This is a genomic window from Lelliottia jeotgali (assembly GCF_016771845.1).
GTDB lineage: Bacteria > Pseudomonadota > Gammaproteobacteria > Enterobacterales > Enterobacteriaceae > Enterobacter > Enterobacter jeotgali.
The window spans coordinates 178,725-205,550 of the sequence record NZ_JAENMQ010000005.1 but is presented as its reverse complement, the minus strand read 5'-3'; the positions used below and the strand labels follow the sequence as shown (position 1 = coordinate 205,550).

The 26,826-nt window shown below is 55.4% G+C and carries 27 protein-coding genes and 1 other RNA gene; 10 read left to right on the top strand and 18 right to left on the bottom strand.

Annotation, left to right across the window (positions count from 1 at the left end):
- The 3 genes from JBO43_RS12835 to JBO43_RS12825 all read left to right on the top strand — a co-directional run bounded on the left by JBO43_RS12835 (window position 1) and on the right by JBO43_RS12825 (window position 1,571).
- Complete coding sequence (locus JBO43_RS12835; protein ID WP_012016344.1) at window positions 1–219, top strand: hemolysin expression-modulating protein Hha; 219 nt, start codon at window positions 1–3, stop codon at window positions 217–219.
- 217 nt (window positions 220–436) lie between these two features.
- Window positions 437–988 (top strand): maltose O-acetyltransferase, encoded by a 552-nt coding sequence (gene maa, locus JBO43_RS12830; RefSeq protein WP_095281034.1) that lies wholly within the window; start codon window positions 437–439, stop codon window positions 986–988.
- Window positions 989–1,103: 115 nt separating this feature from the next.
- Window positions 1,104–1,571: a YlaC family protein gene (locus tag JBO43_RS12825; RefSeq protein ID WP_095281033.1), complete on the top strand. Its 468-nt coding sequence runs from the start codon at window positions 1,104–1,106 to the stop codon at window positions 1,569–1,571.
- Here JBO43_RS12825 and pdxR read toward each other — a convergent pair.
- Window positions 1,543–3,000: a MocR-like pyridoxine biosynthesis transcription factor PdxR gene (pdxR, locus tag JBO43_RS12820; protein ID WP_202674458.1), complete on the bottom strand. Its 1,458-nt coding sequence runs from the start codon at window positions 2,998–3,000 to the stop codon at window positions 1,543–1,545. The two genes, JBO43_RS12825 and pdxR, sit on opposite strands and share 29 nt — an antisense overlap.
- A 99-nt stretch (window positions 3,001–3,099) precedes the next feature.
- Here pdxR and JBO43_RS12815 point away from each other — a divergent pair, with 99 nt between their 5' ends.
- On the top strand, window positions 3,100–3,810 hold the full coding sequence (locus tag JBO43_RS12815; RefSeq protein ID WP_095281031.1) for a GNAT family N-acetyltransferase: 711 nt from the start codon (window positions 3,100–3,102) through the stop codon (window positions 3,808–3,810).
- Here the strand turns inward: JBO43_RS12815 and ykgO are convergent.
- The 3 genes from ykgO to JBO43_RS12800 form a co-directional block, all read right to left on the bottom strand.
- Window positions 3,807–3,947: a type B 50S ribosomal protein L36 gene (gene ykgO / locus JBO43_RS12810; RefSeq protein ID WP_003859006.1), complete on the bottom strand. Its 141-nt coding sequence runs from the start codon at window positions 3,945–3,947 to the stop codon at window positions 3,807–3,809. The two genes, JBO43_RS12815 and ykgO, sit on opposite strands and share 4 nt — an antisense overlap.
- Window positions 3,948–3,949: 2 nt before the next feature.
- Window positions 3,950–4,210: a type B 50S ribosomal protein L31 gene (locus JBO43_RS12805; protein WP_095281030.1), complete on the bottom strand. Its 261-nt coding sequence runs from the start codon at window positions 4,208–4,210 to the stop codon at window positions 3,950–3,952.
- 93 nt (window positions 4,211–4,303) lie between these two features.
- Window positions 4,304–5,677, bottom strand: a complete 1,374-nt coding sequence (locus tag JBO43_RS12800) for a PTS transporter subunit EIIC (protein WP_202674457.1) — start codon at window positions 5,675–5,677, stop codon at window positions 4,304–4,306.
- A 278-nt stretch (window positions 5,678–5,955) separates the two neighbouring features.
- Here JBO43_RS12800 and JBO43_RS12795 point away from each other — a divergent pair, with 278 nt between their 5' ends.
- Window positions 5,956–7,155: an enolase C-terminal domain-like protein gene (locus JBO43_RS12795; protein WP_202674456.1), complete on the top strand. Its 1,200-nt coding sequence runs from the start codon at window positions 5,956–5,958 to the stop codon at window positions 7,153–7,155.
- On the opposite strand, the gene JBO43_RS12790 is transcribed toward JBO43_RS12795, so the two are convergent.
- Complete coding sequence (locus tag JBO43_RS12790) at window positions 7,143–7,862, bottom strand: GntR family transcriptional regulator (RefSeq protein WP_202674455.1); 720 nt, start codon at window positions 7,860–7,862, stop codon at window positions 7,143–7,145. The genes JBO43_RS12795 and JBO43_RS12790 overlap by 13 nt on opposite strands.
- A gap of 94 nt (window positions 7,863–7,956) precedes the next feature.
- On the opposite strand from JBO43_RS12790, the gene JBO43_RS12785 reads away from it, so the two are divergent.
- Entirely contained in the window at window positions 7,957–9,516 is a 1,560-nt protein-coding gene (locus tag JBO43_RS12785; protein ID WP_095281026.1) for a cyclic di-3',5'-guanosine monophosphate phosphodiesterase PdeB, read from the top strand.
- A gap of 30 nt (window positions 9,517–9,546) precedes the next feature.
- Here JBO43_RS12785 and JBO43_RS12780 read toward each other — a convergent pair whose 3' ends face one another.
- The 4 genes from JBO43_RS12780 to yczE form a co-directional block, all read right to left on the bottom strand.
- Window positions 9,547–9,900, bottom strand: coding sequence for a DUF1428 domain-containing protein (locus JBO43_RS12780; RefSeq protein ID WP_095281025.1), 354 nt, complete (start codon window positions 9,898–9,900; stop codon window positions 9,547–9,549).
- 61 nt (window positions 9,901–9,961) lie between these two features.
- Window positions 9,962–13,048: a beta-galactosidase gene (locus tag JBO43_RS12775; protein WP_202674454.1), complete on the bottom strand. Its 3,087-nt coding sequence runs from the start codon at window positions 13,046–13,048 to the stop codon at window positions 9,962–9,964.
- 103 nt (window positions 13,049–13,151) lie between these two features.
- On the bottom strand, window positions 13,152–14,219 hold the full coding sequence (locus JBO43_RS12770; protein ID WP_202674453.1) for a LacI family DNA-binding transcriptional regulator: 1,068 nt from the start codon (window positions 14,217–14,219) through the stop codon (window positions 13,152–13,154).
- A 74-nt stretch (window positions 14,220–14,293) separates the two neighbouring features.
- Window positions 14,294–14,905 (bottom strand): membrane protein YczE, encoded by a 612-nt coding sequence (yczE, locus tag JBO43_RS12765; RefSeq protein WP_202674452.1) that lies wholly within the window; start codon window positions 14,903–14,905, stop codon window positions 14,294–14,296.
- A gap of 84 nt (window positions 14,906–14,989) precedes the next feature.
- Between yczE and yczR the strand changes: the two genes are divergently transcribed.
- The gene (gene yczR / locus JBO43_RS12760) at window positions 14,990–16,411 is read left to right on the top strand and encodes a MocR-like transcription factor YczR (RefSeq protein ID WP_202674451.1); all 1,422 of its coding nucleotides are present in this window, start codon (window positions 14,990–14,992) and stop codon (window positions 16,409–16,411) included.
- A 63-nt stretch (window positions 16,412–16,474) separates the two neighbouring features.
- Here the strand turns inward: yczR and JBO43_RS12755 are convergent, their stop codons facing one another.
- The 3 genes from JBO43_RS12755 to ffs form a co-directional block, all read right to left on the bottom strand.
- On the bottom strand, window positions 16,475–16,690 hold the full coding sequence (locus tag JBO43_RS12755; RefSeq protein WP_014069144.1) for a hypothetical protein: 216 nt from the start codon (window positions 16,688–16,690) through the stop codon (window positions 16,475–16,477).
- Entirely contained in the window at window positions 16,687–16,938 is a 252-nt protein-coding gene (locus JBO43_RS12750; RefSeq protein ID WP_095281021.1) for a hypothetical protein, read from the bottom strand. The genes JBO43_RS12755 and JBO43_RS12750 overlap by 4 nt, the downstream gene beginning before the upstream one ends.
- A gap of 270 nt (window positions 16,939–17,208) precedes the next feature.
- An RNA gene (gene ffs / locus JBO43_RS12745) (signal recognition particle sRNA small type) lies at window positions 17,209–17,305 on the bottom strand.
- Window positions 17,306–17,515: 210 nt separating this feature from the next.
- Here ffs and JBO43_RS12740 point away from each other — a divergent pair.
- A complete protein-coding gene (locus tag JBO43_RS12740; RefSeq protein WP_095281020.1) occupies window positions 17,516–17,827 on the top strand; it encodes an MGMT family protein in 312 nt (103 codons plus the stop codon).
- Window positions 17,828–17,860: 33 nt separating this feature from the next.
- On the opposite strand, the gene JBO43_RS12735 is transcribed toward JBO43_RS12740, so the two are convergent.
- Window positions 17,861–18,430, bottom strand: a complete 570-nt coding sequence (locus JBO43_RS12735) for a YbaY family lipoprotein (protein ID WP_095281019.1) — start codon at window positions 18,428–18,430, stop codon at window positions 17,861–17,863.
- A 331-nt stretch (window positions 18,431–18,761) separates the two neighbouring features.
- On the opposite strand from JBO43_RS12735, the gene tesB reads away from it, so the two are divergent.
- Window positions 18,762–19,622, top strand: a complete 861-nt coding sequence (gene tesB / locus JBO43_RS12730; RefSeq protein WP_095281018.1) for an acyl-CoA thioesterase II — start codon at window positions 18,762–18,764, stop codon at window positions 19,620–19,622.
- A 119-nt stretch (window positions 19,623–19,741) separates the two neighbouring features.
- On the opposite strand, the gene amtB is transcribed toward tesB, so the two are convergent.
- From amtB to JBO43_RS12705, 5 genes are all read right to left on the bottom strand, one after another.
- On the bottom strand, window positions 19,742–21,028 hold the full coding sequence (amtB, locus tag JBO43_RS12725) for an ammonium transporter AmtB (protein ID WP_095281017.1): 1,287 nt from the start codon (window positions 21,026–21,028) through the stop codon (window positions 19,742–19,744).
- Between the two features lie 35 nt (window positions 21,029–21,063).
- Window positions 21,064–21,402: a P-II family nitrogen regulator gene (glnK, locus tag JBO43_RS12720; protein ID WP_006809867.1), complete on the bottom strand. Its 339-nt coding sequence runs from the start codon at window positions 21,400–21,402 to the stop codon at window positions 21,064–21,066.
- Between the two features lie 221 nt (window positions 21,403–21,623).
- Entirely contained in the window at window positions 21,624–23,405 is a 1,782-nt protein-coding gene (locus JBO43_RS12715; protein WP_202674450.1) for a SmdB family multidrug efflux ABC transporter permease/ATP-binding protein, read from the bottom strand.
- Entirely contained in the window at window positions 23,398–25,170 is a 1,773-nt protein-coding gene (locus tag JBO43_RS12710) for a SmdA family multidrug ABC transporter permease/ATP-binding protein (RefSeq protein ID WP_103950124.1), read from the bottom strand. Before JBO43_RS12710 ends, JBO43_RS12715 begins: the two co-directional genes overlap by 8 nt.
- 30 nt (window positions 25,171–25,200) lie before the next feature.
- Entirely contained in the window at window positions 25,201–25,659 is a 459-nt protein-coding gene (locus JBO43_RS12705; RefSeq protein ID WP_102104285.1) for an Lrp/AsnC family transcriptional regulator, read from the bottom strand.
- Window positions 25,660–25,775: 116 nt separating this feature from the next.
- On the opposite strand from JBO43_RS12705, the gene JBO43_RS12700 reads away from it, so the two are divergent.
- Window positions 25,776–26,822 carry a PLP-dependent cysteine synthase family protein gene (locus JBO43_RS12700; RefSeq protein WP_095281014.1) on the top strand — a complete coding sequence of 349 codons (1,047 nt, stop codon included), beginning with the start codon at window positions 25,776–25,778 and terminating at the stop codon, window positions 26,820–26,822.
- The last annotated feature ends 4 nt before the right edge of the window (window positions 26,823–26,826 follow it).

Here is a 26,826-nt window from a genome sequence, read left to right as displayed (position 1 = left end):
ATGTCTGATAAACCATTAACAAAGACAGATTATTTGATGCGCTTGCGACGTTGCCAGTCACTCGACACGCTGGAGCGTGTTATTGAAAAAAATAAATACGAGCTGCCCGATCATGAATTGGCTGTATTTTATTCAGCTGCCGATCACCGCCTTGCTGAGTTAACGATGAATAAGCTGTATGACAAAATCCCTGTTTCTGTGTGGAAATTTGTCCGTTAATTTTTAACTCTGTGTTTTATAGGTTTTATCGTTATCTTCTTTACGCTGAACTCACCTTTCGATTTACGATCCCTGTGTGACAGACAGACCCATCGTTTCAAATGTGCGCCAAGGCAACAATGTTGTGACTATCATCACATCAGCTCAATGGGAACGTTCCCTTTCACGATGAGGTTCTTTACGCTATTGCGCAAAGATTATTCCAGTGAGGTTTCCCATGAGTGAAGAAAAACAAAAGATGATTGCCGGTGAACTTTACCGCCCCTCGGATGAAACATTGCGGGCAGAGCGCCTGCGCGCACGCCATCTGGTTCATCGCTATAACCACACGGAACCCGATGCTAAAGCCGAACGTCGTACAATACTGGCTGACCTTCTTGGCCAGGCCGAAGGCGCATATATCGAGCCAAGTTTTCGCTGTGATTACGGCTATAACATTTTCCTCGGAAAAGATTTTTACGCCAATTTCGACTGCGTGATGCTGGACGTTTGCCCTATTCATATCGGTGATAACTGCATGCTGGCGCCGGGTGTCCATATTTATACTGCCACCCATCCTTTAGATGCGACAGAACGCAACAGCGGCGCCGAATTAGGCAAGCCGGTTACTATCGGTAATAATGTCTGGATTGGTGGACGCGCAGTGATTAATCCCGGTGTGACTATCGGCGATAACGTAGTCGTCGCCTCGGGCGCGGTGGTCACAAAAGACGTGCCAGCTAACGTCGTGGTGGGCGGTAATCCCGCGAAGGTCATCAAAACGCTGTAAGCGAGAAACCGGCAACTGTTATGGTTTTTCAGCGCATAACTGTTACTTTTTTCACACCAACCGCTCCCCTAAAATAGGCAGATCCCCTGTATTTTAAAATTCATGAAGGTTATAAATGACAGAGATACAGCGCCTGCTTACTCAAACCATCGACGATCTTAATTCCCGCGAAAAGCGCGACAATCGCCCGCGCTTTAGCATTAGCTTTATCCGTAAACACCCTGGCTTATTCCTGGCAATGTATGCCGCGCTGCTGGCGACGCTCGTCGTTATGTTGCTGTCAGAAACGCTGATTGGCTCAGTCTGGCTGCTGGTGGTTCTGTTTATCGTCTTTAATGCCTTTTTCTTCTTCGACGTTAATCCCCGCTATCGCTATGAAGACATCGACGTACTCGATTTCCGCGTGTGCTATAACGGCGAGTGGTACAACACGCGCTATGTGCCGCCGGAGCTGCTCAGCGAGATTCTGCATTCACCGAACGTGGAAGAAACGCAAAAGGCGAAATTGCAGAAGATGATCTCCACCAAAGGCGAACTGTCGTTCTACGACGTGTTTACCCTTTCTCGTCCAGCCACTGCGTAATTAGTATCTGCAAGCGCCTGATAGCAGGCGCAAATTGCGACGCTGAAGTATTCCCGTATCCCAGCACCAGACCGGTTTGCCCCTTCTGCGTATCAAGGTAATAGCCGCTCAGGGCCGCCGGTGCCAACTGATACTGCTTTGCCTGCTGCACGATCGCTTTATCATCCACGCCATCAATCGCCACCGTCAAATGCATTCCACCTTCTCCGGCCAGCACCCGGTGTTGAACGGTGAGTTCGGCTGTAATCGCTTCGCGAAGCTGTCGGTAACGCTTGCGATACAGTCGACGCATCGCCGCAAGATGTCTCGCGTAATGCCCCTCTTCGATAAACAACGCCAGCGTGCGCTGTTCGGCACGGTGCCCGCCGCGCAGCAAAGAACCTATAGCGGGCTGGACGGCGTGTGCTAACGCTTTCGGCAAGACCATGAATCCGGTGCGCAGCGACGGGAACAGCGTTTTGCTGAACGTCCCCAGATACACCACCGGCGCATTATCCTGCATTCCCATCATCGCCGGGACCAGTTCGCCGCTATAGCGAAACTCACTGTCGTAATCATCTTCGATAATCCAGGCATTGTGCTGACGCGCTATTTCCAGCAGCGCAAAACGCCGGTTGATACTGAGCACACTTCCGTAGGGATACTGATGAGATGGCGAGGTGAATATCAGTTTGGGTGAGTGCTCATGCATTTCCAGGCGCACGCCTTCTTCATCAACCGGCATCCCGACCATCGTCAGACCCGATTTTGCAAACGCGCTTTTTGCGCCTGCGTATCCGGGATCTTCAATCCAGGCAATATCTCCCGCCTCACTCAATAGCTGAGTACACAGGCTTACGCCTTCCAGCGCGCCTTCGGTAATCACAATCTGGCTGGCATCGCACTGAATACCACGCGAGAGCGCAAGGTGACGGGCAATCGCCTCGCGAAGCGTAAGTTCTCCGGCCGGAGAACCATAACCCAGCAGTGCGCTGCCCTCTTCGCGCAGCACCCGATCGTATAAGCGTCGCCACTGGGGTAAAGGGAAATAGTTGATTGCAGGCGTACCGGGCGTGAATGCAGGCACCGGCGTGCCGCGCGGCGTTGGCGCGGGAAGGTGTGCCACACGGCGCGCGAGGGTAACGTCCAGTCCTTGCGGCTCCTGAGTTGAATCATGATTCCCCAGACGGGCTACGCGTGTCCCCTGGCGATTACGCAGCAAATAGCCTTCGAGCGTCAGCTGTTCCAGCGCCGCGTTCACCGTATTGCGGGAAATCGCCAGATGCTGGGCGATAAGACGAGAACCCGGCAAGCGGCTGTCGGCCTGCAACCTGCCGCTTAGAATGGCTTCGCGCAGCGCCTTGTATAACGAACGCTGGAGCGTATTCTCGCCGCGCTGTTGCAGCGCTCGCGTAATTAATGCGTAAAAGTCGTCGCCTGGTATGTTCATGGCATCCTCCGTGGTACCACCATAACATAACAATGTGGACCTTTTTACAGAGCCACATATTCCCTACTCTGAAACTCTACTTAAGCAACGGGAATCAAGATGAACCAACTCAATCAGTTTGGCCAGCCAGTGGGTGACGCACTTATCGACTGGCAGCCGCGCCAGCATCCAGAACGTGTGGAACTTAAGGGGCGCTATTGTTCATTAACCCCGCTACGCCCGGAACATGCCGCCGCGCTTTTTGCCGCCTATCAGCTGGCGGAAGATACCCGCAGCTGGACATGGCTATTGCGTGAACCGGATGCCAATGTTGAAGAGTTTACCGCCTGGGTTTCAAGCGTCTGCGAGCTGTCCGATCCCATTCATTTCACCGTTATCGACAATAAAACCAACGCGCCCGTCGGGACGCTGGCACTGATGCGGATCGATCCTAAAAATGGCGTCATCGAAGTCGGCCACGTTCATTTTTCACCGCTGCTGAGCCGCACGCCACTGTCTACGGAAGCGCAGTATCTGCTGATGCGCTACGTGTTTGATGAGCTGGGCTATCGTCGTTTTGAGTGGAAGTGTAACAGCCTGAATGAACCGTCGCGCCGGGCAGCGCTGCGTTTAGGCTTTCAGTATGAAGGACGTTTTCGTCAGGCGCTGGTCATCAAAGGCCACAACCGCGACACCGACTGGTTTTCTATTCTTGATAAAGAGTGGAAAGCGCTGGACAGCGCATTTCAGAACTGGCTTGCCGCCGACAATTTCAGCGCCGACGGCAAGCAGATAAGATCCCTGGAAAATTGGCGAGAATCACTGAATTAACGTCTTTTCTTACGTCCCTGCACCGCTTTGAAACGCGGATTTGATTTGCAGATCACGTACAGGCGGCCTTTGCGTTTCACGATCTGACAGTCGGGATGGCGCTGTTTGGCACTGCGCAGCGAGTTCAATACCTGCATGATCAGCCTCGCTTCGCATTAATGAAACCGCCAAAACGCTGACGGAAACGAGCCGCGCTGCCTTCAGTCGAGAAGGTTTTCTGCTTACCGGTGTAATACGGATGCGATTTCGATGAGACCTCGATGGTGATATACGGGAACGTTTCACCGTCGAGTTCGATTTCGCGGTCGGTCTTAATCGTCGAGCCTACTTTAAAATATTCGTTGGCACTGGTGTCGTGAAAAACGACGGTGCGGTAGTACGGATGGATATCTGCTTTCATGGTCAACTCGTCATGTTTTGTTATAACATAACATAATCGTATCCGAGTCCCGAACAAAAAACAACCCCCGCCGCGAGGCGAGGGTTTCGCTTACTATTCCCCCGCCTGTTCTTTGCCCACCAGCACGGTCGTTAACACAAACGACAGAATCAGTGCCATCACCACGCCCGCAAGAGCGAAGACAAAATACGGCCCGATGTAGGCGGGTAGGCTGAAAATACTCGACAGAATGTAGCCGTAGAGGCGCACACCAAAGAAAGCGATAAACGCCGAGGCCAGTGAACTGGCAACCGTGGCCGCGATAAAGGCTTTTTTGTAGCGCGTCAGAACCCCAAACAGCGCCGGTTCCGTAATACCGAGCAGGGCGGAAATCGCCGCCGACAGCGTGACGGTGCGCTCCTGGCGGTCACGGCTTAAACGCCAGATAGCAAACGTCGAACCGGCAATCGCCATGTTGGCCATAAACATCATCGGCATCAGCATGTCGTACCCGCGATCGCTGAAGTTTTGCAGGGCGATAGGCGTCATGGCGTGGTGCATACCGGTAAGGATCGCCACCGGGCGAATTGCCCCCACGACTAAACCGGCAAAACTCGCCGACACGCTAAACAACCCTTCGATGAACAGCGCCAGTCCTTTACCCAGCCAAATCCCGATCGGCCCGATTACCACCAGCGCCGCCAGTGCGCCAATGAACAGCGTCAGCGTCGGGGTAAATACCGTTTTGAGCACATCAGGCATGATGCTATCCACCCAGCGGTGGATGTAACTCAACGCCAGGATGGAGAAAATCACCGGGATCACGCTCGATGAATAGTTAAAGACCGACACCGGGATCACATCCAGCAACCAGATAGCGCTCGCCGCCCCTTCCTGATGCGTTGCCAGTGCTTTAGCCGCCTCGATAAGCGACGGATACATCAAACAGGCCGCAACCGCCGCTGCCAGATATTCGTTGGTTTTGAAGATCTTCGCCGCCGAAACCGCAAGGAAGAACGGCAGGAAGTAAAAGACACCGCTGGCAATCAGATCGATAACCATCACCGTATCGCTTTTTGCCGACACCACTTTGAGGGCGATAAGTCCGGCCAGCAGACCTTTGATCATCCCCGCCCCGGCAATCGCCGGAACAATCGGACCAAACACACCCGATACCGTATCCATAAACAGCGACACCAGGCTCTTACGCCCTTTTGTCGCCGTCGGCGCTACGGAGTCGCTATTCCCCAGCACGCTCAGCATTTGCTCGTACCAGCTGTTCACCTTCGGTCCGATAATGACCTGAAACTGGTCGCTCTGCAGCTGCGCACCCAGTACGCCGGGTAATTTTTTAATCTCCGTCTGGTCAACTTTATTATCGTCAATCAGATCAAAACGTAGCCGCGTCATACAGTGCCAGACTTTATTGATATTCCCCTGGCCACCGACCAGACGAATAATATTATTGATGGCTTCTTGCGTCCCCATAAAGACTCCTGCCGGATGTTGTTGTCGTTTTAATGTTGCCATGAGGATAATTAAACCACCTCAACAAAACAAACCAATAAAATTTGATACCGCTCACATTTAGCCACTACAAAAGACTTAAAACTCGCACCAGGCTAAAATTGGTTCGTTTTTTAATAACTATTACGTTAAATACCTGACCAAAATAAATAGTCAAAAAAACGGTTTACCCACCAACATTTTTAGGGTGATGATATTCCCCATAACCTATTCCCACAGAGCACCAAAGGAGTTATTTCGTGACGCCTGTGATGATTAAAAATATCGAGTGTTTTATTACCCGACCGGACCGACATAATCTGGTGACGGTGCGAGTGACTACCGACCAGGGTATCACCGGACACGGCTGTGCCACTTTCCAGCAGCGCCCGCTGGCGGTAAAAACGCTGGTGGATGAATATTTGAAGCCGCTGCTAATTGGACGCGATGCCAACAACATCGAAGATTTATGGCAGATGATGAACGTCAACGCCTACTGGCGTAATGGCCCGGTCATGAACAATGCGATATCAGGTGTCGATATGGCGCTGTGGGATATCAAAGGCCAGTTGGCTGGCATGCCATTGTATCAACTGCTGGGTGGCAAATCTCGCGATGCGATCCCCGCTTACAGCCACGCCAGCGGCGACACGCTGGAAGCGCTTTTCACCTCGGTGGATAAACTGTTGGCGCAGGGTTATCGCCATATTCGCTGCCAGCTTGGTTTTTACGGCGGCACACCGTCAGCGCTTCACTCGCCAGATAACCCGACGCCCGGTGCGTGGTTCGATCAGCAGGAATACATGGCCAATACCGTCGATATGTTCCGCGCACTAAGGGAAAAATACGGCTGGCAGCTGCATATTCTGCACGACGTTCACGAACGCTTGTTCCCGCAGCAGGCCGTTCAGCTGGCAAAACAGCTTGAGCCGTTCCAGCCTTATTTTATCGAAGACATTTTACCGCCACAGCAAAGCGCCTGGCTGGAGCAGGTGCGTCAGCAAAGCTGCGTCCCGCTGGCGCTGGGCGAACTGTTTAATAACCCGGCTGAATGGCATGACCTGATCGTCAATCGCCGCATCGACTTCATCCGCTGCCACGTCTCGCAGATCGGTGGGATCACTCCGGCCATCAAGCTGGCGCATCTTTGTCAGGCCTTTGGTGTGCGTCTGGCGTGGCATGGGCCGGGCGATATGACGCCGATCGGCGTGGCGGTGAATACCCATCTGAATATTCATCTGCACAATGCGGCGATTCAGGAATTTATTCCTCGCTCCGCCACCACGGACGCGGTTTTCCCGGGCGCGCCAGAAGCGAAAGACGGATTTATCTATCCACCTGTGAATCCAGGCATTGGCGTGGGCTTCGTTGAAGAGTTAGCGCTGGCCCATCCGCTGGTGTATCGCCCTCATGAATGGACGCAAAGCCGCCTGCCCGACGGCGCGATTCATACGCCCTGATTTTGACGCCAGGTTAAATTGTCGTGGTTATACGGGATGACATAAGTACAGGTGTAATTGATGTCGATAATGTCACTCACTTCGAACACGCGTCCGCCATCCAGAATGCCGCGATTATTAATATGCATCGCCGGGCTGCCCTTCTTGCAGCCCAGAATCACCGCCTGTTCACGGCCCACGCTCACCGCGCGGTAAGTCGTTAACATATGGGAAATGGTGAATCCTTTGCTCAGGACATACTGTTGGATCGAGCGCTCAATCGCCTGCTGATTCAGATCGGGAAAATCAGCCACCGGCATACTGGAAATCTCGAGCTGCACCGGCACATCGTCAACGTAGCGCAGACGGCAGAAGTGCCAGATAAAACTCTCCTCATCGAGTCCAAAAATCTGCTGTGCAGCGCGGTCAGGGCGCGTTTTATGCAGACTGATCATGCGGTAGCGGATTTGATCGAAGCGTTTTTCGGTGATCGAGTTATAAACCAGAGGATTATTACGTGCATTCTCGTTGATCCAGATCCCCGAGCCTTGCACAATCCGCACCACGCCGATGCTGACCAGCTTTTCCAGTGCCTGTCGAATGGTAAAACGTGAAACGCCGTATTCCTCGGCGAGCTGTCTTTCCGGCGACAGCTTACGCGGCCCAGGAGTGGTGTTCTGGTAAATTTTGCTCAGCAGATCTTGCGTCACAAACTCTTTTTTTTTCATTAGCCTTACCTGAATGAAATCAAACTCTGCCGCATACTATAAGATTATCATTCCACGGTAATTTAAATCAGCACATCAGAAAGGAAACACGAGCATGACAACTCGCCATTTGGTCAGCCTGGTGACTGGTGTTCTGATCATTGCCGTGCTGATCCCCATCTGTCTGAGCGTCTGGCTGGCCCATCGTCAGGCGGAAGATACTTTTGTCGAAGCGTTGGACCGTTATTCCGAACGCGTGCTGATCCGCGCCGAGCGCGTGGTGGGCCAGGGCAAAATGGCGCTCAACCAACTCAACGAATTTCAGGACGTCCCCTGCAGCCACGAACATCTCCTGCAGATGCGCAGGGTGGCTTACTCCCTGCGCTATGTGCAGGAAGTGATGTATGTTGATGACCAAAAACCCGTCTGCTCTTCGCTCGAACAGGTCAGCAACGCCGCCCGCTTCCCGCCGCCAGCGCGCGTCACCGTCGATGGCTACAGCGCCTGGCTGACGCAACAAAACGATCTGGGCTTTAAGCGTTTTATGCTGGTGCTGGGAAAGGGTCACTACATGGTAGTGATCGACCCGGCCTCCCTGATTGACGTGATCCCTTTTGGCACCTGGCCCATTGAAGCTGCCCTGGTCGGGGAAGACAGCAATGTGGTTTTCGCCAGCAGTAACCCGCTGAAACTGGATGTCTGGCGTCAGCTCCACGACGAACGCCTCACGCAACTTCAGCATAAAGGGTCAATGTACGTGGTGAAAGACGTGCCGGAGCTGCGCTACGCCGTGGTCACCTGGGCGTCTCTTGAGCCGTTAAAAGAGAGTTGGCACCGGCAACTGCTGTTCTGGCTGCCCTTTGGCGCGTTAATCAGCATTATGGCTGCCGCGTTTATCATGCGCGTATTGCGCCGCCTGCAATCTCCACGCTATCGCCTGCTGGATGCAATCAACGCGCGCGAACTGGTGGTGCACTATCAGCCGATTGTGGCGCTGGATAGCGGAAAGATCACCGGTGCCGAAGCCCTCGTGCGCTGGCCGCAGCCGGATGGCAGCATGTTATCACCCAACATTTTTATCCCACTGGCGGAGCAAACAGGACTCACTACCCGCCTCACCCGGCTGGTTGTCGAGAAAGTATTTGAGGATATGGGCGAATGGCTGCGCCACTATCCGGATCAGCATATTTCCATCAACCTCTCTCCGGCGGATCTGTTCTGCGATGAACTGCCGTCGTTGCTGAGCCGTCTCCTGAACCACTGGAAAATCAAACCGCAGCAGATTGCACTGGAACTGACCGAGCGCGGCTTTGCCGACCCGAAAATCAGCGCCCCGGCCGTGGCCAGCCTGCGCCGTTCCGGGCATCCAGTCTATATCGACGATTTCGGCACCGGGTATTCCAGCCTCAGCTATTTGCAGGATCTCGACGTGGATACGCTCAAGATCGACAAATCTTTCGTGGATGCGCTGGAGTACAAAAACGTCACGCCGCACATTATCGAGATGGCAAAATCACTGAACATGGCGATGGTCGCCGAAGGGATTGAAACGGAAGGGCAGCTGGAGTGGCTGCGCCGTCACGGCGTGCAGTACGGGCAGGGGTGGCTTTACAGTAAAGCGCTATCTAAAGTGGAGTTCATCATGTGGGCGGAGATTAATCTCGATCCAGAGTAAAAGCCCGGCCAGTCTCGCCGGGCGCTGCGATTACTCGTCCAGCAGCGGCGCAAATCCACCGTAGATCATCCGTTTGCCGTCAAAAGGCATCGACTCGCCGAACTCTTTCATACGCGGGTCGGACATCAGCTTTTTATTCGCCTCATCGCGAACGGCTTTCGACGGATATTCAATCCAGCTAAAGACCACCTCTTCGCCCTCTTCGGCTTTTACCGCCATGCGAAAATCGGTCAGCTTTCCATCGGGCACATCGTCGGCCCAGCACTCCACGATCCGTATCGCACCAAACTCTTTGAACAACGGGGCCGCTTTTGCTGCCATCGCGCGGTAAGCCTCCTTATTTTCCGCAGGAACAGCGACCACAAAACCATCGACATACTTCATGAGTCAAACCTCCGAAGTGATAATGCGACCACCCGTGTGGCCGCATATAACGAGGTTAAGTTTAGTCCTGTCGCCAGCTAAACGCGTAACGCAGTTCCCTGTGCGCCAGGATAAACTCCGCCGACACGCTCGGGCTCCAGGAGTCATCGCCGCCCACGCCCATATGGAACGCATCGATGTTCAGCCAACAGCCCGGCTCCGCTTCCAGTAAATGGTGATGAGTCGTCTCACGCAGCTGCTGCTGGCTGTAGCGGCTGAGCGAGAAGTGGAACTGACCTCGCAACTGATGATCGCCAAATGCCAGTTCGCGCGTATTGCAGCGCAGGCCATTTTCCGTCGGGAAGATGTACGGCGTATGCAGCGCGTCGAGCGGCAGCGTCCAGCGCCCCTGACGTGCGGCCAGTTTTCTGTCCGGATAGTTTTCCTCTGGCCCGAGGCCCAGCCAGCTTGCGGACTGCGGTGCGTCTGCCAGCTGGCAGCTCAAACCGATACGCGCCGGTTCCGGGATATCGCCCGCCACCTGAATTTGCACATCGCCGTGCAATACACCGCTGCTGTCTACCGTCCAGATTTTCCGACTCAGGAACAGCACGTTGCCGTTGAACTCCCAGGCGTGCAGGGTGAAAATTGCCACTTCATGCGAGCGCTGTTCCGCCTCGCATTGCAACAGGCGCGGCGTCAGATTGTACATGCCCGCCGCTTTCCAGCGTTCTACCCAGGCATTCGGATCGATGCGCGTCGCTTCGCTGACGCCAATATCATTATCCAGCGGCGCGCGGGTAAAGTTGTCGACAAGCGGCGAGCGAAGCGTTGCTGTGCCGTTATTCCACCACTGGGCGAGATCCCCGCTAGTGCGATCAAACTGCCAGCGCTGTCCCTGATGGGTGATTTCCAGCGCGTCATCTTTGACCGTCAGCTCCGGTTTGACCTTTCCGATGACAGGCGGTGCAATATACAGCGGCGCGGGCAGAGGGAATTGATCCCAGGCGCAGCGATGACGGGCTGGCGACCAGCTTGTTGCCGCCGTCTGGAAAACGTCAAGATTCAGCCAGACTTCTCCCTCTGCGGGGGTGATTTCCGGCAGGGCAATCTCAATACGCTGCGTGCCCTGCGGTGCAATCGACAGCACGACCTCGCCACTCGCCAGCGCCTCGCCGTCGCGCATGATATTCCAGCACAGGGATTCGTTGTCGGTCTGACGGAACAGGTAATCGCTATGTACTTCCACCACCAGCGGCGAAGTGCTCACCTGGGTGAAGGTGAAAAATTGCTGTGCACGCTGGGCCTCAAACAAAGCCGGATGCGGGGTACGATCCGGGAACACCAGTCCGTTCAGGCAAAACTGACGGTCATTAGGCTTATCACCAAAATCACCGCCGTAGGCCCAGAATGTCTGGCCGTTGTCATCTTTTTTGGTCAGCGCCTGATCCACCCAGTCCCAGACGAATCCGCCCTGCAGACGCGGATGGCTACGGAACGCCTGCCAGTATTTGGAAAACCCGCCAAAGCTGTTGCCCATCGCGTGGGCGTACTCGCACAGAATCAGCGGGCGTGTCTCGTCCGGCATGCCGATCCATTTCTTAATCGACCATTTGGGTACCGCCGGGAACGGCTGATCCTGATCGACACGGGCGTACATCGGGCAGACGATATCCGTCGCGGCGGTGTTTGCCCCGCCACCTTCGTATTGAACGGGACGCGTCGGGTCGGTGGTTTTTATCCAGCGATACAGGGCATCGTGATTCGCGCCGTGACCGGACTCGTTGCCCAGCGACCAGATAATGATCGACGGATGATTGCGGTCGCGCTGCACCATGCGCGTCACGCGCTCGCTCATGGCCGGTAGCCAGCGCGGGTCGTCCGCCAGACGGCTCATCGGCACCATGCCGTGGGTTTCGATGTTCGCTTCATCCACTACGTACAGGCCGTAGCGGTCGCAAAGTGTGTACCACAGCGGATGGTTAGGGTAGTGCGAACAGCGCACGGCGTTAAAGTTGTGCTGTTTCATCAGTTCGATGTCGCGGCGCAGGGTGGCTTCATCCATCACCTGGCCGTTTTCAGGATGATGCTCGTGGCGATTCACCCCTCGGATCAACAGCGGCTGACCATTAACCTTCAGCAGGCCGTTACTGATTTCCACGCGGCGGAAGCCGACATCGCAGGCCTCCACTTCCAGCAAGTTCCCCTGTCCGTCGCGCAGTGCGATCGTTAAGCGGTACAGCGCGGGAACTTCGGCACTCCACAGCGCCGGTTTTTCAACGGGAATAGAAACACTTAATCGTTCAACCCAGTTGCCGCGTTCATCAACAACCGCAGAGCCGGGGCGGGCGGAGGTTGTGGCAATCGAATCGTCGCCCTGCCAGAGTGTCAGCGCGACTTCGCAGTCGGCAAATTTTTCTCCGCCAAGCGCGACTTCTACCTGCAATTTTGCGCGATCGTAATCGGCATTCAGCTCGGTGACGTGGTGATAATCAGCGATGTGAGTTTGCGGTTTATGCTGCAACGACACGTCGCGGAAAATACCGCTCATGCGCCACATATCCTGATCTTCCAGATAGCTTCCGTCACACCAGCGCAGCACCATCACCGCCAGACGGTTGCTGCCCGGCTTCAACATAGCGGTGAGATCGAACTCGGCAGGCAGTCGGCTGTCCTGGGAGTACCCCACCCACTCGCCGTTACACCAGAGATAAAACGCCGAGTTCACCCCGTCAAAAACGATGCGCGTTTGTCCACTCTCCAGCCACTGCTCATCCACCTCAAATGTGAGCGAGTAACAACCCGTGGGGTTCTCAGTTGGCACAAAGGGAGGATTGACGATAATCGGATAAGTGACATTGGTATAAATCGGCGTATCAAAGCCCTGCATCTGCCAGTTAGATGGCACCGGCGTGGCGATTGCATTCACCGTATCTTCCGTGATCCATTCGTCAGGAACGTCTTCAGGGGCAGTGAAAAAGCTGAACTGCCAGTCACCGTTCAGCGACCGTTTATAAGAAGGGTTTTCCTCATCACGCGCCTGAACTTCATCGCGCCAGCTGCGAAACGGCGCATGAGCAGGCAGACGATGCCACTGCGTGACGCCGGGGTTTTCCCAGTCACGGCGAGCTAAAACAGATTTGAGAGATGGCAGGGATAAAGCAGACATATAGACCTCGTTGCGAAGCGCTCACAATTTTAATCACAATGCCCTGGTGATATGATCCGGTAAAGGATCGGAACCCCGCAAAGCGAGGCCGATCACAAAAGGATTATTGCCGCGCCAGCTGCTCGGCCATCTGCGCCAGAGATTTCAGCTGCTGCGCCAGCGCTTCACGATCGGCCTGCTGCGGGGCGTGGCGCGCGCTGGAGTGACGCTCCACCAGCGTGACCGGAAGCTGCACCTGCCAGAGACCGTCCGCTGATTCAGAAAGGAGCCACTCGACGCTGCGCTCTCCGGCCTCGCGAAACGCCTGGCGAACGGTGGTCAGCGGCGGAGAAAACCATGCGCTATCGGCGGTGTCATCAAATCCCACAATCGAAATCTGCCCAGGTACGGCCACGCCTTTTTCGGCGCAGGCGCGCATCACACCCAGCGCCATCTGATCGTTCGCCACCAGAATGGCATCGGGTAACGCGTTCCCCGCCAGCAACTGATGGCCTTTCTCATACCCGGACGCCGCGCTCCAGTCGCCGTGAGCAATCGCACAAGGAATAATATTGTCCTGCGCCAGCCTCGCTTGCCATCCCGCGAGACGCGCGCGTGATGAAACGGAACTTTCTGGCCCGCTGAGCAAGGCAATTTTTCGATGCCCAAGCGACAGCAAATGCTCCGCGCCCAGCGTCGCGCCCTGCTGCGCATCAAAGGCCAGGCGATGTACTTTTGCTTCAGGGGAAACATCAAAAAACAGCACCGGCACCGGCGCGGCCAGCTGGCGTATTTTTTCGGCATCCCGATCGTCGAGCGGTACGTTAACCAGCAACCCTTCCACGCGCTGGGCCAGCAGTTCCTGAAGTGCTGCCTGGCAACGTTCGGGATGTTCCACCATCGAGATCAACACGCTTGCGCCACACTCGCCCGCGCGGGATTTGACCGCAGAGGCGATTTGCGACGGCGCATGCAGTGCCAGATCGGTGGTGATCAACCCCAGCGTGCGGGTGCGTTTCCCGGCGAGCTGCTGCGCCCCGCGATTGGGTACGTAATGCAGTTCACTCATCGCCTGCTGCACCTTGTCACGGGTGCGCGCGGAGACGTGTTCTGCATCGTTAATCACGCGAGAAACGGTCTGATAGGAAACGCCCGCCAGGCGGGCAACGTCATACAGAGTGATGGCTTTCATATTTCAACATCGCAGCGGGAGTTGCCGGTATTCTGGCACAGGCCGCTTGTTAAAGCATGTGAGCGCTTCGCAAATTAAACAATTTGCTCCGGCTGCGGCGCAACCGTCACCTGCGGCTTGTGACGAAACCACGGCAGGCAGATCTGAATCAGCGGCCCAATAGTCAGTGCGTACAGCACCGTTCCGACCCCGAAGGTGCCGCCGAGCACGCAGCCAATCAGCAAGACTGTGACTTCAATCGCGGTGCGCACGCTGCGTACCGACCAACCGGTGCGCGCGTTTATTCCGGTCATCAGGCCATCGCGCGGGCCGGAGCCAAACCCTGCGCCGATGTACATTCCGGTTGCCAGAGCATTCACCACCACGGCGGAGATTAGCAATACGCTTCGGGCTACCAGCGAGCTCATTTCAGGCAGCAACGACAGTGCGGCATCGGCGGCCAGGCCAATGACAAGCACGTTGCTGATGGTCCCAAGCCCCGGACGCTGGCGCAGCGGGATCCAGAACAGCAGAACCAGCGCACCGGTTAAAATCATCACCGTGCCGATATCCATTGCCAGCAGTCTGGCAACGCCCAGGTGAAACACGTTCCACGGATCGGCACCGAGATCGGCACGGACGAACATGGCAGTAGAAAGCCCGTAAAAGCTCAGTCCGACGTAAAGTTGCAGTAAGCGACGCAGCATTATTTTTCTCCAGCAGGTTATGCTTTCATCCTGGCTGAAAATGGCTTTATGATTAATGTCCAGTTTTCAAATAGTGGACTGCACATGTCATCTCGTCGCTTTGGTAGTCAGTCTTTGGTGCGCCTGCTTGGCCACTGGCAACAGCCTTCTTCCCGCACTCCGCTATGGCGTCAGTTGGCCGACGCGCTGCGCCTGCTGATCCTCGATGGGCGGTTGGCTCTTGATACGCGTCTACCCGGCGAACGTGAACTGGCTACGGCGCTTACAGTGAGTCGCACGACAATCGGTAGCGCGCTGGCGCATCTGCGCGATGCGGGCTATCTGGAAAGTCGCCACGGCAGCGGTTCACGCGTCATTCTCCCGGACAGTCATGCCGTTCCAACGCGAGCGGCGGCGAGCGTGGCGCTGGATCTCTCGACCGCCGCGCTCAGTGCCGGTCCTGAAATCCATCAGGCATACACCCACGCGCTCACCGCCATGACTCAGCATCTTTCGCAAACGGGATACGATCAGTTAGGTTTGCCAGCACTGCGAGAAATCCTTGCCGAGCGCTATTGCTCACGCGGATTGCCGACGCGGGCGGACGAAATCATGGTGGTCAACGGGGCCGTCAGCGGTTTTGCGCTGGTGCTGCGGATGCTCACCGGCCCAGGCGATCGGGTGGTGGTGGATCATCCAACCTATCCGCTGGCGATTGCGGCGATACAGGGTGCGTCTTGCCGCCCCGTCGGCGTGGCGCTCCCGGAATCGGGCTGGGATACCGACGGCTTTGCAGCAACACTGGCGCAAACCGCGCCGCGTCTGGCGTATCTAATGCCGGATTTCCATAACCCTACCGGGCGTTGCATGGATGTCGCGACCCGCAAGAAAATGACTGCAATTGCTGCGCAAACCCGTACCACGCTGGTCGTTGATGAAACGATGGTGGATCTGTGGTTTGATGCACCTCCCCCGCCGCCGCTTGCCGCATTTAATCCGCAGGCAAACGTCATTACGCTCGGTTCAGCGGGTAAAAGTTTTTGGGGGGGCTTGAGACTGGGATGGATTCGCGCGTCGTCGCGCACCATTGCCACGCTTGCCCAAACGCGCGATACCCTCGATCTCGGCTCACCGTTACTGGAACAGCTGGCGACGCTGTGGTTAATTGAAAATTCCGCCTCTTTTCTCCCGGCACGACGCCAGATGTTGACGGAACGCCGCAATCGTTGCAGCGCATTAATGCGCGAGCATTTTCCCGACTGGCGTTTTCACGAGCCAGAAGGGGGGCTGTCGTATTGGGTGGAACTGCCGGGCATGGTGGCCACGCAGTTTGGCGCACGAGCGGAGACGCTGGGGATTCATCTGGGAACCGGAACGCGATTTGGCCTTTCGGGGGCTTTTGATCGCTACCTGCGAATGCCTTTCTCAATGGATTCGGCAGAGCTTGAAAATGCGCTGCTGCGAATTAAACCCTTATGGACCACATTGAATAAAAGCGACAGTTTTTTAAAACGCGGCGTTATATAACCGGGTGAGAAATAAAAACTGCTGGCTGCAGAGGTGCAGTCAGCAGTTTTCACAGGTTTGTCATCAATGTTGAGGAGGAATCGGAAAGCCCTTCAGAGAAATAACAAAATTTTCTCCTTCTTTCTTTATTTTTGCGCCCGTATCACACCAGTCAGACGCAATGCGAAAGAACTCATCACTTCCTACATTCCAGCCAAGACGTACATGTTTCACATAGCCTGAACGAAGCAGGTCGCAGGCCTCTTTGTAGTCGTTGGCAGTAGACAGTTGTTGTTTCATTTTCTCTTCTTCAGAATTTTGCGTAGTGCCTTGATTTCTTTAGGAGTAAATGGAGTTACACTCTCTTCTTCCGTATGTTGATTATCGATATCCTCTTCCGATACTCCCGCCTCTTCTGCTGCTTCAAACGCCAGCAACAGCAGTTTTTCCGTAGTCACGCTTAGATTCTCGTTATTCACTTCAGCATAATGGCGAAGTCTTTCTTTTAGCGCTTCATCAATTTTAACGTTTAATACGGCAGTGCCCATGTTTGTTACTTCCCTTCGGAATAAGTTATTTATTTAATACACGAAGTTACCAGTGCAATCCACTTATATATTTTTTGCTTATGAACGAATAAAAACACCCCGACATTAATTTGCCAGTCTATTATTACAGGTTTATGACAATATTATTTCAGTACAATGAACGATATATTACATATCCACTTTATATTCATGGATATAATGCTAAAGAGAAGCGAGTAGATGGCGTTGAGCAAGGTGGTGAAAAGTTTGGGAAGCACAAATGGGTGGGGGCCCTGCCAGCTACATCCCGGCACACACGTCATCTGCCTTGGCTGCTTCCTTCCGGATCTGACCTGGTAAACAGAGTAGTGTTGCGGGAGAACCAACAGAGCCCCCATTGAGAGCGTTGGCTGTTACCCAACGCGCTGCCGCATTATCACTGCACAGGATCGCAATTGCAAGTTAACCATGACCGGATGCTGGTTTATTGCGCAAACCGCGAAAATAATCAGGTATTATGCCTGTCTTACTTAGACCAGCCACTTTCGCGCATGTTCCCGCACGGGTTCTTTGCGCACTCTTCAGCAGGAGTTTATCCGTGGATGAACACGACTCTTTTCCCCAGCGGGTGTGGCAGATTATTGCCTCGATTCCGGAAGGTTATGTCACGACCTACGGCGATGTGGCGCGCCTTGCTGGCTCCCCGCGTGCAGCGCGTCAGGTTGGCGGCGTACTGAAACGTCTCCCGGAAGGCAGCACGCTGCCCTGGTACCGGGTGGTGAATCGTCACGGTGAAATTTCCCTTACTGGCCCGGATTTACAACGCCAGCGCCAGGCATTGCTGTCTGAAGGCGTGCAGGTATCGGGTAAGGGCAAGATTGATATGCAAAAGTATCGGTGGGATTATTAGCCCTCCCCGGTGAGGAGAGGGCAAAGGTCGTGCTTAGTATTTGGTCGGAGCTGGAACCGCAGAAGACGGGCTCACCTGCGTTGGCGACGTTGACGGAACCGTCGTCGCAGCACCACCACCCTGCTGCATCGGTACGGCAGTCTGCTGAACCGGAACCAGCGTCAGGTCGGCTTTGGTCCCGCCCTCATTAATCACCGGTTGTACCGTATCGGTGATAAACACCAGTTTGTCATTCACGGTAATTGCCGCACTCAGCAAGATTCGCGCTTTAGGCTGAATGTCTGCCGGATTAAACGGCAGCACGAAGCTGAACGGCGCCTGTTTGCCTTCTGTACGAACCGCTTTCTGCGACAGCACTTTTGACGGCGCATCGGCCAGAGAAGCATCGGACAGAGTAACCGTTAATACCGCATCCGGCGGCAGCGCTACTTTCTGGCGAATCCACACCGTACCGGAAACATTAGGCTGCTGCATGGTTGGCTGCGTCGTCGCCCCGGCGGCATTTGGGTTTGGCGCTGGCGTCTGAATATCAGCACTTTTATCTGCACAAGCAGACAGAGCAACCGCTACCGCTAAACCACTTAACATGTGCACGAGTTTCATTGAGTTCTCCTTATCATCAATGCACCAGCGGGATCGATCCCACCAGCGGGTCGTTAACAAAAACGTAACGTAACTAAGTGTGGCACAAATCACTTATATATGCCTGGTTTCAGCCGATTATTCAGATTATTGCACCTCTCGGACCACTTTCCTTTTTCCGTTATATACCCGTCATAATTCAAGTTGCATGTGCGTTGGCTGCGTTCGTTCACCCCAGTCACTTACTTGAGTAAGCTCCTGGGGATTCTCTCGCTTGCCGCCTTCCTGCAACTCGAATTATTTTGGGTATAATCAACCTATCTTTCGCTGTGGTGTTTTATTGAGGACGACTATGAGTCAAGCGCTGAACAATCTGCTGACATTACTGAATCTGGAAAAAATTGAAGAAGGACTCTTTCGCGGACAGAGTGAAGACCTCGGCCTGCGCCAGGTTTTCGGCGGTCAGGTGGTCGGCCAGGCGCTGTATGCCGCCAAAGAGACCGTGCCCGCAGACCGTCTGGTGCATTCGTTTCACAGCTATTTTTTGCGTCCTGGCGACAGCGCGAAACCGATTATCTATGACGTCGAAGTGCTACGCGATGGCAACAGTTTTAGCGCTCGTCGCGTCGCGGCCATTCAGAACGGCAAGCCGATTTTTTATATGACGGCTTCGTTCCAGGCCCCGGAAACCGGGTATGAGCATCAAAAAACGATGCCGCCCGCACCGGCACCTGACGAGCTGAAATCCGAAACGGATATCGCCCGCGCGCTGGCGCATCTGTTGCCGCCGCAGGTGAAAGATAAATTCCTCTGCGATAAACCGCTGGAGATCCGCCCGGTCGAGTTCCATAACCCGATGAAGGGTCACGTCGCCGAGCCAAAACGCCAGGTGTGGATGCGTGCTAACGGCACGATGCCGCAAGATCTTCGTGTTCATCAGTATCTGCTGGGCTATGCGTCTGATTTCAACTTCCTGCCGGTGGCATTGCAGCCGCACGGTGTGGGGTTCCTCGAAAAAGGGATGCAGGTCGCGACCATTGACCATTCCATGTGGTTCCACCGCCCGTTCGATATGAACGAGTGGCTGCTGTACAGCGTTGAAAGCACCTCTGCGTCTAGCGCGCGCGGGTTTGTGCGTGGCGAGTTTTATACTCAGGATGGCGTACTGGTGGCGTCGACTGTGCAGGAAGGGGTGATGCGCAATCGGGGGTGATTTGTGCGGTCGAGTTCGTGCGGTCTGGTGCCCTCACCCCAACCCTCTCCCACAGGGAGAGGGAGAAAAACAAAGCCTCCCATTGGGAGGCTTTTTGCTACAGCAAATACTCAATTTAATCAGGCGTTATACGCATTCTCGCCGTGGCTGTTCACGTCCAGGCCTTCGCGCTCCTGCTCTTCCGGTACGCGCAGACCAACAGTCATGTCCGCCAGTTTATAGCCGATAAAGGCCACCACACCCGACCAGACGATGGTGAGGCCGATACTTTCCAGCTGAACCAGCAGCTGATGGCCCATAGTCACGCCTTCTGCGTAGCCCACACCGCCCAGCGAGGTAGCCGCAAAGATACCGGTCATGATGCAGCCAACGATACCGCACACGCCGTGTACACCGAACACATCGCAAGGGTCATCAACGCGCAGAATACGTTTCAGCGCCGTCACACCCCACAGACCCGCCAGACCAGAGACCAGACCAATCAGCAGCGCACCGCCCACACCGACATAACCACACGCTGGGGTGATGCCAACCAGGCCCGCAATCGCACCGGAACAGGCACCCAGAAGGGACGGTTTGCCACGAACGACCCACTCGCCAAACACCCACGACAGAATCGCACCCGCGGTAGCGACCACGGTGTTCACAAATGCCAGGGCTGCGATTTCGTTAGCGGCACTGGCGGAACCGGCGTTGAAGCCGAACCAGCCAAAGTACAGGATTGCCGTGCCAGTGAAGACCATCGGCAGGTTGTGTGGTTTGAATGCTTCTTTACCGAAGCCCACGCGTTTGCCAATCAGGTATGCCCCAACCAGCCCGGCAACAGCGGCGTTAATGTGCACCACGGTACCGCCCGCGAAGTCCAGCGCACCATGAGATGCCAGCAGACCGCCGCCCCAGACCATGTGCGCAATCGGCACATAGGAGAGCGTCAACCACACCACCACGAAGATCAGTACGGCGGAGAAGCGAATACGTTCCGCCAGCGCACCGACAATCAGGCCGACGGTGATACAGGCGAACGAGCCCTGGAACGCAACGTGGATGTACTGATAGAAGCTGCCCATCAAGGCGGTCAGCTGAATATTTTTGAGCATGACCCAGTTAAAGTTGCCGAAGAAGGCGTTACCTTCACCGAAGGCCAGCGAGTAGCCGTATACCACCCACAGAACGCACACCAGCGCGAATGTCACCGCGACCTGCGTCAGCATGGACAACACGTTTTTACCGCGAATCAGACCGCCGTAAAACAGCGCGATGCCCGGAATTGTCATGAACAGCACCAGCGCGGTGCAGATCATCATGAAGGCGTTATCTGCCTTGTCGGCTACCGCAGGAGCCGCCATCACCAGGCCCGGCAGCAGTGCCAGAGACCCCAGAGCTGTTTTGATTGTTAATTTGTTCATTTTCTCGATCCCTATCACTGTGTGCCAGGAGTTACTTACAGTGCCGCTTCGTCAGATTCGCCCGTACGGATGCGAATGACGCGCTGCAATTCGGCAACGAAAATTTTGCCGTCGCCAATTTTTCCGGTGTAAGCCGCTTTGCTCACGACGTCGATCACTTCGTCGAGTTGGTCGTCTGCAATAGCCACATCAATCTTCACCTTAGGCAGGAAGTTGACGCTGTATTCGGCGCCACGATAAAGCTCCGCGTGGCCTTTCTGACGCCCAAAGCCTTTCACTTCGGTAACCGTCAGTCCCTGAATCCCCATTGAAGAGAGCGCTTCACGCACGTCTTCCAGTTTGAATGGTTTGATGACAACCGTAACCAGCTTCATAGTTCCTCTCCCGTCAGAATTCGATAATGGCCTCAGCGTTTACACATGAGTTATTGCAAGCGGTGTGCCAGAGTTTGAAAACGCGAAGAAATCAGGCGGGAAAGGCAAAAAATGGCGATTGAGAAGAAATGGATAAAAAAAACGCACCATGACAGTGCAGGGTGCGTTTCATTTTTGCACCAACAGAAATCCCTGTTAGCGCCGTGCTTATTTTTGGTGCATCAGGCGCTAAGGGACTCCTCTTCGCGCGTGCAGGCGGCAAGCTCTTCACCCGCCAGCTGCAGCTGATACATTTGCCAGTAGCGCCCTTTTGCTTCCAGCAGCTCACGGTGGGTGCCGCGTTCAACGGCCTGCCCACGATGCAGGACCAGAATGGTATCGGCCTCAACAATTGTCGAGAGACGATGCGCAATCACCACCAGCGTCGTGTGCTCGCGCACTTCGGCCAGCGCTTGCTGGATGGCTTGTTCCGTGCCGGAGTCAATGCTGGCGGTCGCTTCATCGAGGATCAGCACCTGCGGCGTTTCGATAAGCACCCGCGCCAGCGCCAGCAGTTGCTTCTGCCCAACCGAGAGATTATTCCCCTGCTCACCGAGTTTGGTGTAAATCCCATCGCTCATTTCACGCGCCAGTTCTGCAAGCTGGACTTTCTCTAACACGTCCCAAACTTGTGCTTCGCTGAACGGACGGCCCAGCGCGACGTTGGCAAAGAAGGAGTCGGCCATCACCACCGGGTCCTGCTGCACCATCGCAATCCCTTTACGCAGCGCGCCGTGGCTCAGCGTTGAGAGCGGGCGACCATCAAGACGGATTTCGCCTTTCGTCAGCGGGTAGTAGCCCATCAGCAGGCTGGCAAGCGTACTTTTACCACTGCCCGTGTGTCCTACCAGGGCGACAAAACTGCGTGACGGGATATCAAGATTAATATCCTGCAGAACCAGGCGATCTTCGCGATAGGCAAAGGAGACGTTATCGATAGCAATCGCCCCGCTTTGCAGTTCACGCTCATCGTCGCCGTAGGTCTGGCGCGGCCTGTCCATCAGCTCGAACACACGCTCACCGGCGACCACCGCCTGTTGCAGCATCGACTGCTGGGTCGTGAGTTCGATCAGCGGCTCGTTAAGACGCCCGAGGTAGCTGATAAACGCGTACAACACACCCACTTCCATCGTGCCGCCAGAACCGAAGCCAAACAGCATCAGCAGACCGCACAGCACCAGCGCTGAAAACAGGCTCAACAGCGGACGCAGCAGGAATCCGTCCAGACGCAGGGTTTGCATGCGCGCCATATAGTGCGAACGGCTCGCCTCGCCCATGCGTTCACCAAACCGCGCCTGCTGGCGGAACTGCTGGATGACGCTCATGCCGTTGATGACTTCGTTAAAGCCGTCGTTGATATCCGCCAGATAGGCGCGTACCCGGCGCACAATCGGCGTACTGTAGCGCTGATATATGATCATCACGATCATCACCGCCGGGAAAATAGTGATTGCCACCAGCGCCATGCGCCAGTCGAGACTGAACATCGCCACCAGCATCGCGCCGACCAGCGCGGCACTGCGCAGCACCGTAGCGACAACGGTCACGTACAGGTCGCGGATCACTTCAGTATCGTTAGTCACACGGGAAATAACCTGGCCGACCGGCTGGGTATCAAACTCGCTGAGCGGCTGTCGCAGCGCCGCATCCATCACATCGGTACGTAACTGCTGCACCACGCCGACCGCCGCCTGATTAAACAGTAGCGACTGCGCGTAGTGCAGAGAGGCTGCCAACAGCTGCAATCCGATATAGGCAGCCCCCAATCCGGCAACCAGCCCCAGCGGCAGATAGCTTTTAGCGACCATGTTGTCGATAAAATAGCTGATCAGCAGCGGGCCGCTCACTTCCGCAATCGCCGCCACCCACAGCATCACGACCGCAATAGAGAGCGGTTTTCGCCACGGCGAACCATAGGCCAGCAGGCGTTTCAGCGTCGGCCACAGCTGAGTAAACTTACGCATGAGTGGCCTCCTCGTTCAGGTCTGGCGCGTCATCCAGTGCCGCCTCCAGCTGTTGATAGCGATACATGTCGCGATACCACCCCGACTGTTCCGCCAGATTTTCGTGATGCCCGCGCTGAGCAACATGCCCGTGCTGCATCACCAAGATTTCATTGGCTTCCGTCAACGCCGACAGACGATGAGCGCTGATAATGACCGTGCGCCCCTCGCCCCACTGACGCAGATTGTGCAGAATCTGATGCTCTGTGCGCCCGTCGACGGCAGAGAGCGCATCGTCGAGGATCAGGATTTCGGCATTCAGCAGCAGTGCACGCGCAATCGAAATACGCTGTTTCTGTCCCCCCGAGAGCATCACCCCGCGCTCGCCCACTTCGGTGGCGTAGCCCTGCGGCAGACGCAGAATATCGTCATGAACGCTGGCCAGACGCGCTACATGCTCGATCTCTTCCTGCGTGGCTGTCGGATGGCCCAGCGCGATGTTATTGGCGATCGTATCGGAGAACAAAAACGGCGTCTGGCTGACGACGGCCAGGCGGCTGCGCCAGGCATCAAGCTGTAAGCGGGTCAGCGGAATATCATGAAAACGGATGTCGCCTTTGGTGACATCAAAGTGACGCTGAATCAGCGACAGAATGGTGCTTTTGCCCGCGCCTGTCGGGCCACAAATACCGAGCATCTGACCTGGACGCAGCTCAAAGTTGACGTTTTCGAGCGTCGGGCGTTCAGTTTGTGGATAGGAGAATTCAGCAATGGCCACCTTCAGCACACCGCGTCCTTCCGGCACCGTTTCTGTCCCATCGTTGACCACCGGCGCTTCGGCCAGCATTGCGCGAATACGGCTGTACGCAGCACTGCCGCGCTCGACGATGTTAAACATCCAGGCCAGGGCCAGCATCGGCCAAATCATTAGTCCGAGGTACATAGCAAAACTGGTCAACTGGCCGAGCGTCATGGAACCGTTGACCACCATCCAGCTGCCACCGCCAATGGCCAACAGGTTGGCAGTGCCAATAGCGATATAAATCGTCGGGTCAAAACGCGCATCAATACGCGCCACGCGCAGGTTTTTCGCCCCCGTATCGGCGGCGTCGGCGGCAAACTGGGCCGACTGGCGATCTTCCAGGCCAAAGGCTTTGATCATCCGAATACTGGTCATGCTCTCCTGGGTTCTATCGTTCAAAGAGGAGAATGCCGCCTGCGCCAGTTTGAAGCGCTCGTGCAGTTGCTCACCGAAACGGTTGATCGCCAGCGCCATGAGCGGCATCGGCAGTAGCGCCAGGAGCGTAAGCTGCCAGCTGATCTGCGTCGACATCACGATCAGTACCGCGCAGCCCATCACCAGTGAATCGACCAGCGTAAGCACCCCTTCCCCGGCGGCAAACACCACGCGATCCACGTCGTTGGTGGCACGCGCAATCAGATCGCCCGTGCGGTGGCGCAGGTAGAATTCAGGATGCTGGCGGCTGAGCTGGCGGTAAAAATCTTCGCGTAGTTCGACGGCGAGTTGATAGGACGCTCCAAACAGCAGCACGCGCCAGACGTAGCGCAGCAGGTAAACAATCACCGCGGTCAGGACCAGCGTGCCTACCCACATCATCACCCGTGCGGTGGTGTAATGTTGTTCCGTGACGCCGTCCACCACATAGCCCACCACTTTCGGCGGGATCAACTGGAGAATGGCAATGATAATAAGCAGGGCCACGGCGCCGAGATAGCGTCGCCACTCCCGGCGAAAGTACCAGCTTAGTTGAGCAAATAATCGCACGCGGTAAATTCCTGAAGGTATTGTTCTGAGTTATTCAATGGGTAACGCTGTGGTGTATTTAATCTGTTCCATGGCGAAGCTTGAGGTCACATCTGACAAGCCGGGAACGCTGTTCACCAGCCGCTTGTAGAAGTCGTCGTAGCGTTTCATGTCCGCCACCTGGACGCGCATCAGATAGTCGTATTCGCCTGCCATGCGCCAGAAGCCGAGCACTTCGGGCATATCGGAAACCTCGGTGACAAACCGGCAGTACCAGTCGCTGCTGTGGTGCTGCGTTTTTATCAGAACAAAGGCGGTCAGTCCAAGCCCCAGTTTTTCGGGATCCAGTAGCGCCACGCGCCCGAGCAAAACACCGTCGTCTTCGAGTCTTTTAAGGCGTTTCCAGCACGGCGTGGTGGTCAGATTAACGGCATCGGCGAGTGCCTGCAAAGAGAGGGTGCAGTCCTTTTGCAGTAAGGAGAGCAGCTTACGGTCAATTTTATCTAACATACCCCACCTCGCAGAGAATAATTTTCTCCTGATATTCTATTTTAAAGGCCAGATAGCAACAATTTTTTCTGTGCTTTTCGCTATGCTAGGCACAAAATGACAAACGGACAGACACGATGAATAGCACCTGGGTCAAACACGCGATCAGCGAAATTAATGCCGACTATCAGCGCTCGGCGGACACGCACCTCATCCGCCTGGCTTTGCCGGGTTTTCCCGGCATTCAGCTGTACCTGAAAGATGAAAGCACCCATCCGACCGGCAGCCTGAAGCACCGTCTGGCGCGCTCCCTGTTCCTGTACGGGTTATGCAACGGCTGGATCAAAGAAGGCACCACCATTATTGAATCCTCGTCCGGTTCAACCGCCGTGTCCGAGGCTTATTTCGCCCGTCTGCTTGGCCTGCCGTTTATCGCTGTGATGCCTTCCTGCACCGCCAAACGCAAAATTGAGCAGATCGAATTTTACGGCGGACGCTGTCATTTTGTTGAAAGCGCCTGCGAAATCTACGCCGCCTCAGAAATGCTCGCCCGCGAGCTGAACGGCCATTATATGGACCAGTTTACCTTCGCCGAACGCGCGACCGACTGGCGCGGGAATAATAATATCGCCGACAGTATTTTCCGTCAGATGAACAACGAACCTCACCCGGAGCCGTCGTACATCGTCATGAGCGCGGGAACTGGCGGAACGTCAGCCACCATTGGCCGCTACATTCGTTGTCAGGGTTATGACACAAAATTGATGGTGGTTGACCCGCAGAACTCGGTATTCCTCGACTACTGGCAAAACCGTGACGCCAGCCTGCGCAGCCCGGTGGGCAGCAAAATCGAAGGTATCGGGCGCCCGCGCGTGGAGCCGTCTTTCATTCCTGATGTGGTCGATGAGATGCTGCGCGTGCCAGATGCGGCCAGCGTCGCCACGGCACACTGGCTGGAAACGCAGCTGGGCCGCAAAGTGGGCGCATCAACGGGCACCAATATGTGGGGTGCGTTACAGCTGGCGGTGCGGATGCGCGAAGAGGGCCGGTGCGGTTCTATCGTCACGTTGCTGTGTGACAGCGGCGAGCGTTATCTTGATACCTATTACAACGCGGAATGGGTCAAAGCCAATATTGGCGAGATTGAGCCGTGGAAAGCGCAGATTGCACAGATGACAAAATAAAAAA

Excerpts from the sequence above, each read along its gene's own strand:
- JBO43_RS12835 (WP_012016344.1), top strand. The coding sequence starts at position 1 with ATGTCTGATAAACCATTAACAAAGACAGATTATTTGATGCGCTTGCGA.
- maa (WP_095281034.1), top strand. The coding sequence starts at position 437 with ATGAGTGAAGAAAAACAAAAGATGATTGCCGGTGAACTTTACCGCCCC.
- JBO43_RS12825 (WP_095281033.1), top strand. The coding sequence starts at position 1,104 with ATGACAGAGATACAGCGCCTGCTTACTCAAACCATCGACGATCTTAAT.
- pdxR (WP_202674458.1), bottom strand. The coding sequence starts at position 3,000 with ATGAACATACCAGGCGACGACTTTTACGCATTAATTACGCGAGCGCTG.
- JBO43_RS12815 (WP_095281031.1), top strand. The coding sequence starts at position 3,100 with ATGAACCAACTCAATCAGTTTGGCCAGCCAGTGGGTGACGCACTTATC.
- ykgO (WP_003859006.1), bottom strand. The coding sequence starts at position 3,947 with ATGCAGGTATTGAACTCGCTGCGCAGTGCCAAACAGCGCCATCCCGAC.
- JBO43_RS12805 (WP_095281030.1), bottom strand. The coding sequence starts at position 4,210 with ATGAAAGCAGATATCCATCCGTACTACCGCACCGTCGTTTTTCACGAC.
- JBO43_RS12800 (WP_202674457.1), bottom strand. The coding sequence starts at position 5,677 with ATGGGGACGCAAGAAGCCATCAATAATATTATTCGTCTGGTCGGTGGC.
- JBO43_RS12790 (WP_202674455.1), bottom strand. The coding sequence starts at position 7,862 with ATGAAAAAAAAAGAGTTTGTGACGCAAGATCTGCTGAGCAAAATTTAC.
- JBO43_RS12785 (WP_095281026.1), top strand. The coding sequence starts at position 7,957 with ATGACAACTCGCCATTTGGTCAGCCTGGTGACTGGTGTTCTGATCATT.
- JBO43_RS12780 (WP_095281025.1), bottom strand. The coding sequence starts at position 9,900 with ATGAAGTATGTCGATGGTTTTGTGGTCGCTGTTCCTGCGGAAAATAAG.
- JBO43_RS12775 (WP_202674454.1), bottom strand. The coding sequence starts at position 13,048 with ATGTCTGCTTTATCCCTGCCATCTCTCAAATCTGTTTTAGCTCGCCGT.
- JBO43_RS12770 (WP_202674453.1), bottom strand. The coding sequence starts at position 14,219 with ATGAAAGCCATCACTCTGTATGACGTTGCCCGCCTGGCGGGCGTTTCC.
- yczE (WP_202674452.1), bottom strand. The coding sequence starts at position 14,905 with ATGCTGCGTCGCTTACTGCAACTTTACGTCGGACTGAGCTTTTACGGG.
- yczR (WP_202674451.1), top strand. The coding sequence starts at position 14,990 with ATGTCATCTCGTCGCTTTGGTAGTCAGTCTTTGGTGCGCCTGCTTGGC.
- JBO43_RS12755 (WP_014069144.1), bottom strand. The coding sequence starts at position 16,690 with ATGAAACAACAACTGTCTACTGCCAACGACTACAAAGAGGCCTGCGAC.
- JBO43_RS12750 (WP_095281021.1), bottom strand. The coding sequence starts at position 16,938 with ATGGGCACTGCCGTATTAAACGTTAAAATTGATGAAGCGCTAAAAGAA.
- JBO43_RS12735 (WP_095281019.1), bottom strand. The coding sequence starts at position 18,430 with ATGAAACTCGTGCACATGTTAAGTGGTTTAGCGGTAGCGGTTGCTCTG.
- tesB (WP_095281018.1), top strand. The coding sequence starts at position 18,762 with ATGAGTCAAGCGCTGAACAATCTGCTGACATTACTGAATCTGGAAAAA.
- amtB (WP_095281017.1), bottom strand. The coding sequence starts at position 21,028 with ATGAACAAATTAACAATCAAAACAGCTCTGGGGTCTCTGGCACTGCTG.
- glnK (WP_006809867.1), bottom strand. The coding sequence starts at position 21,402 with ATGAAGCTGGTTACGGTTGTCATCAAACCATTCAAACTGGAAGACGTG.
- JBO43_RS12715 (WP_202674450.1), bottom strand. The coding sequence starts at position 23,405 with ATGCGTAAGTTTACTCAGCTGTGGCCGACGCTGAAACGCCTGCTGGCC.
- JBO43_RS12705 (WP_102104285.1), bottom strand. The coding sequence starts at position 25,659 with ATGTTAGATAAAATTGACCGTAAGCTGCTCTCCTTACTGCAAAAGGAC.
- JBO43_RS12700 (WP_095281014.1), top strand. The coding sequence starts at position 25,776 with ATGAATAGCACCTGGGTCAAACACGCGATCAGCGAAATTAATGCCGAC.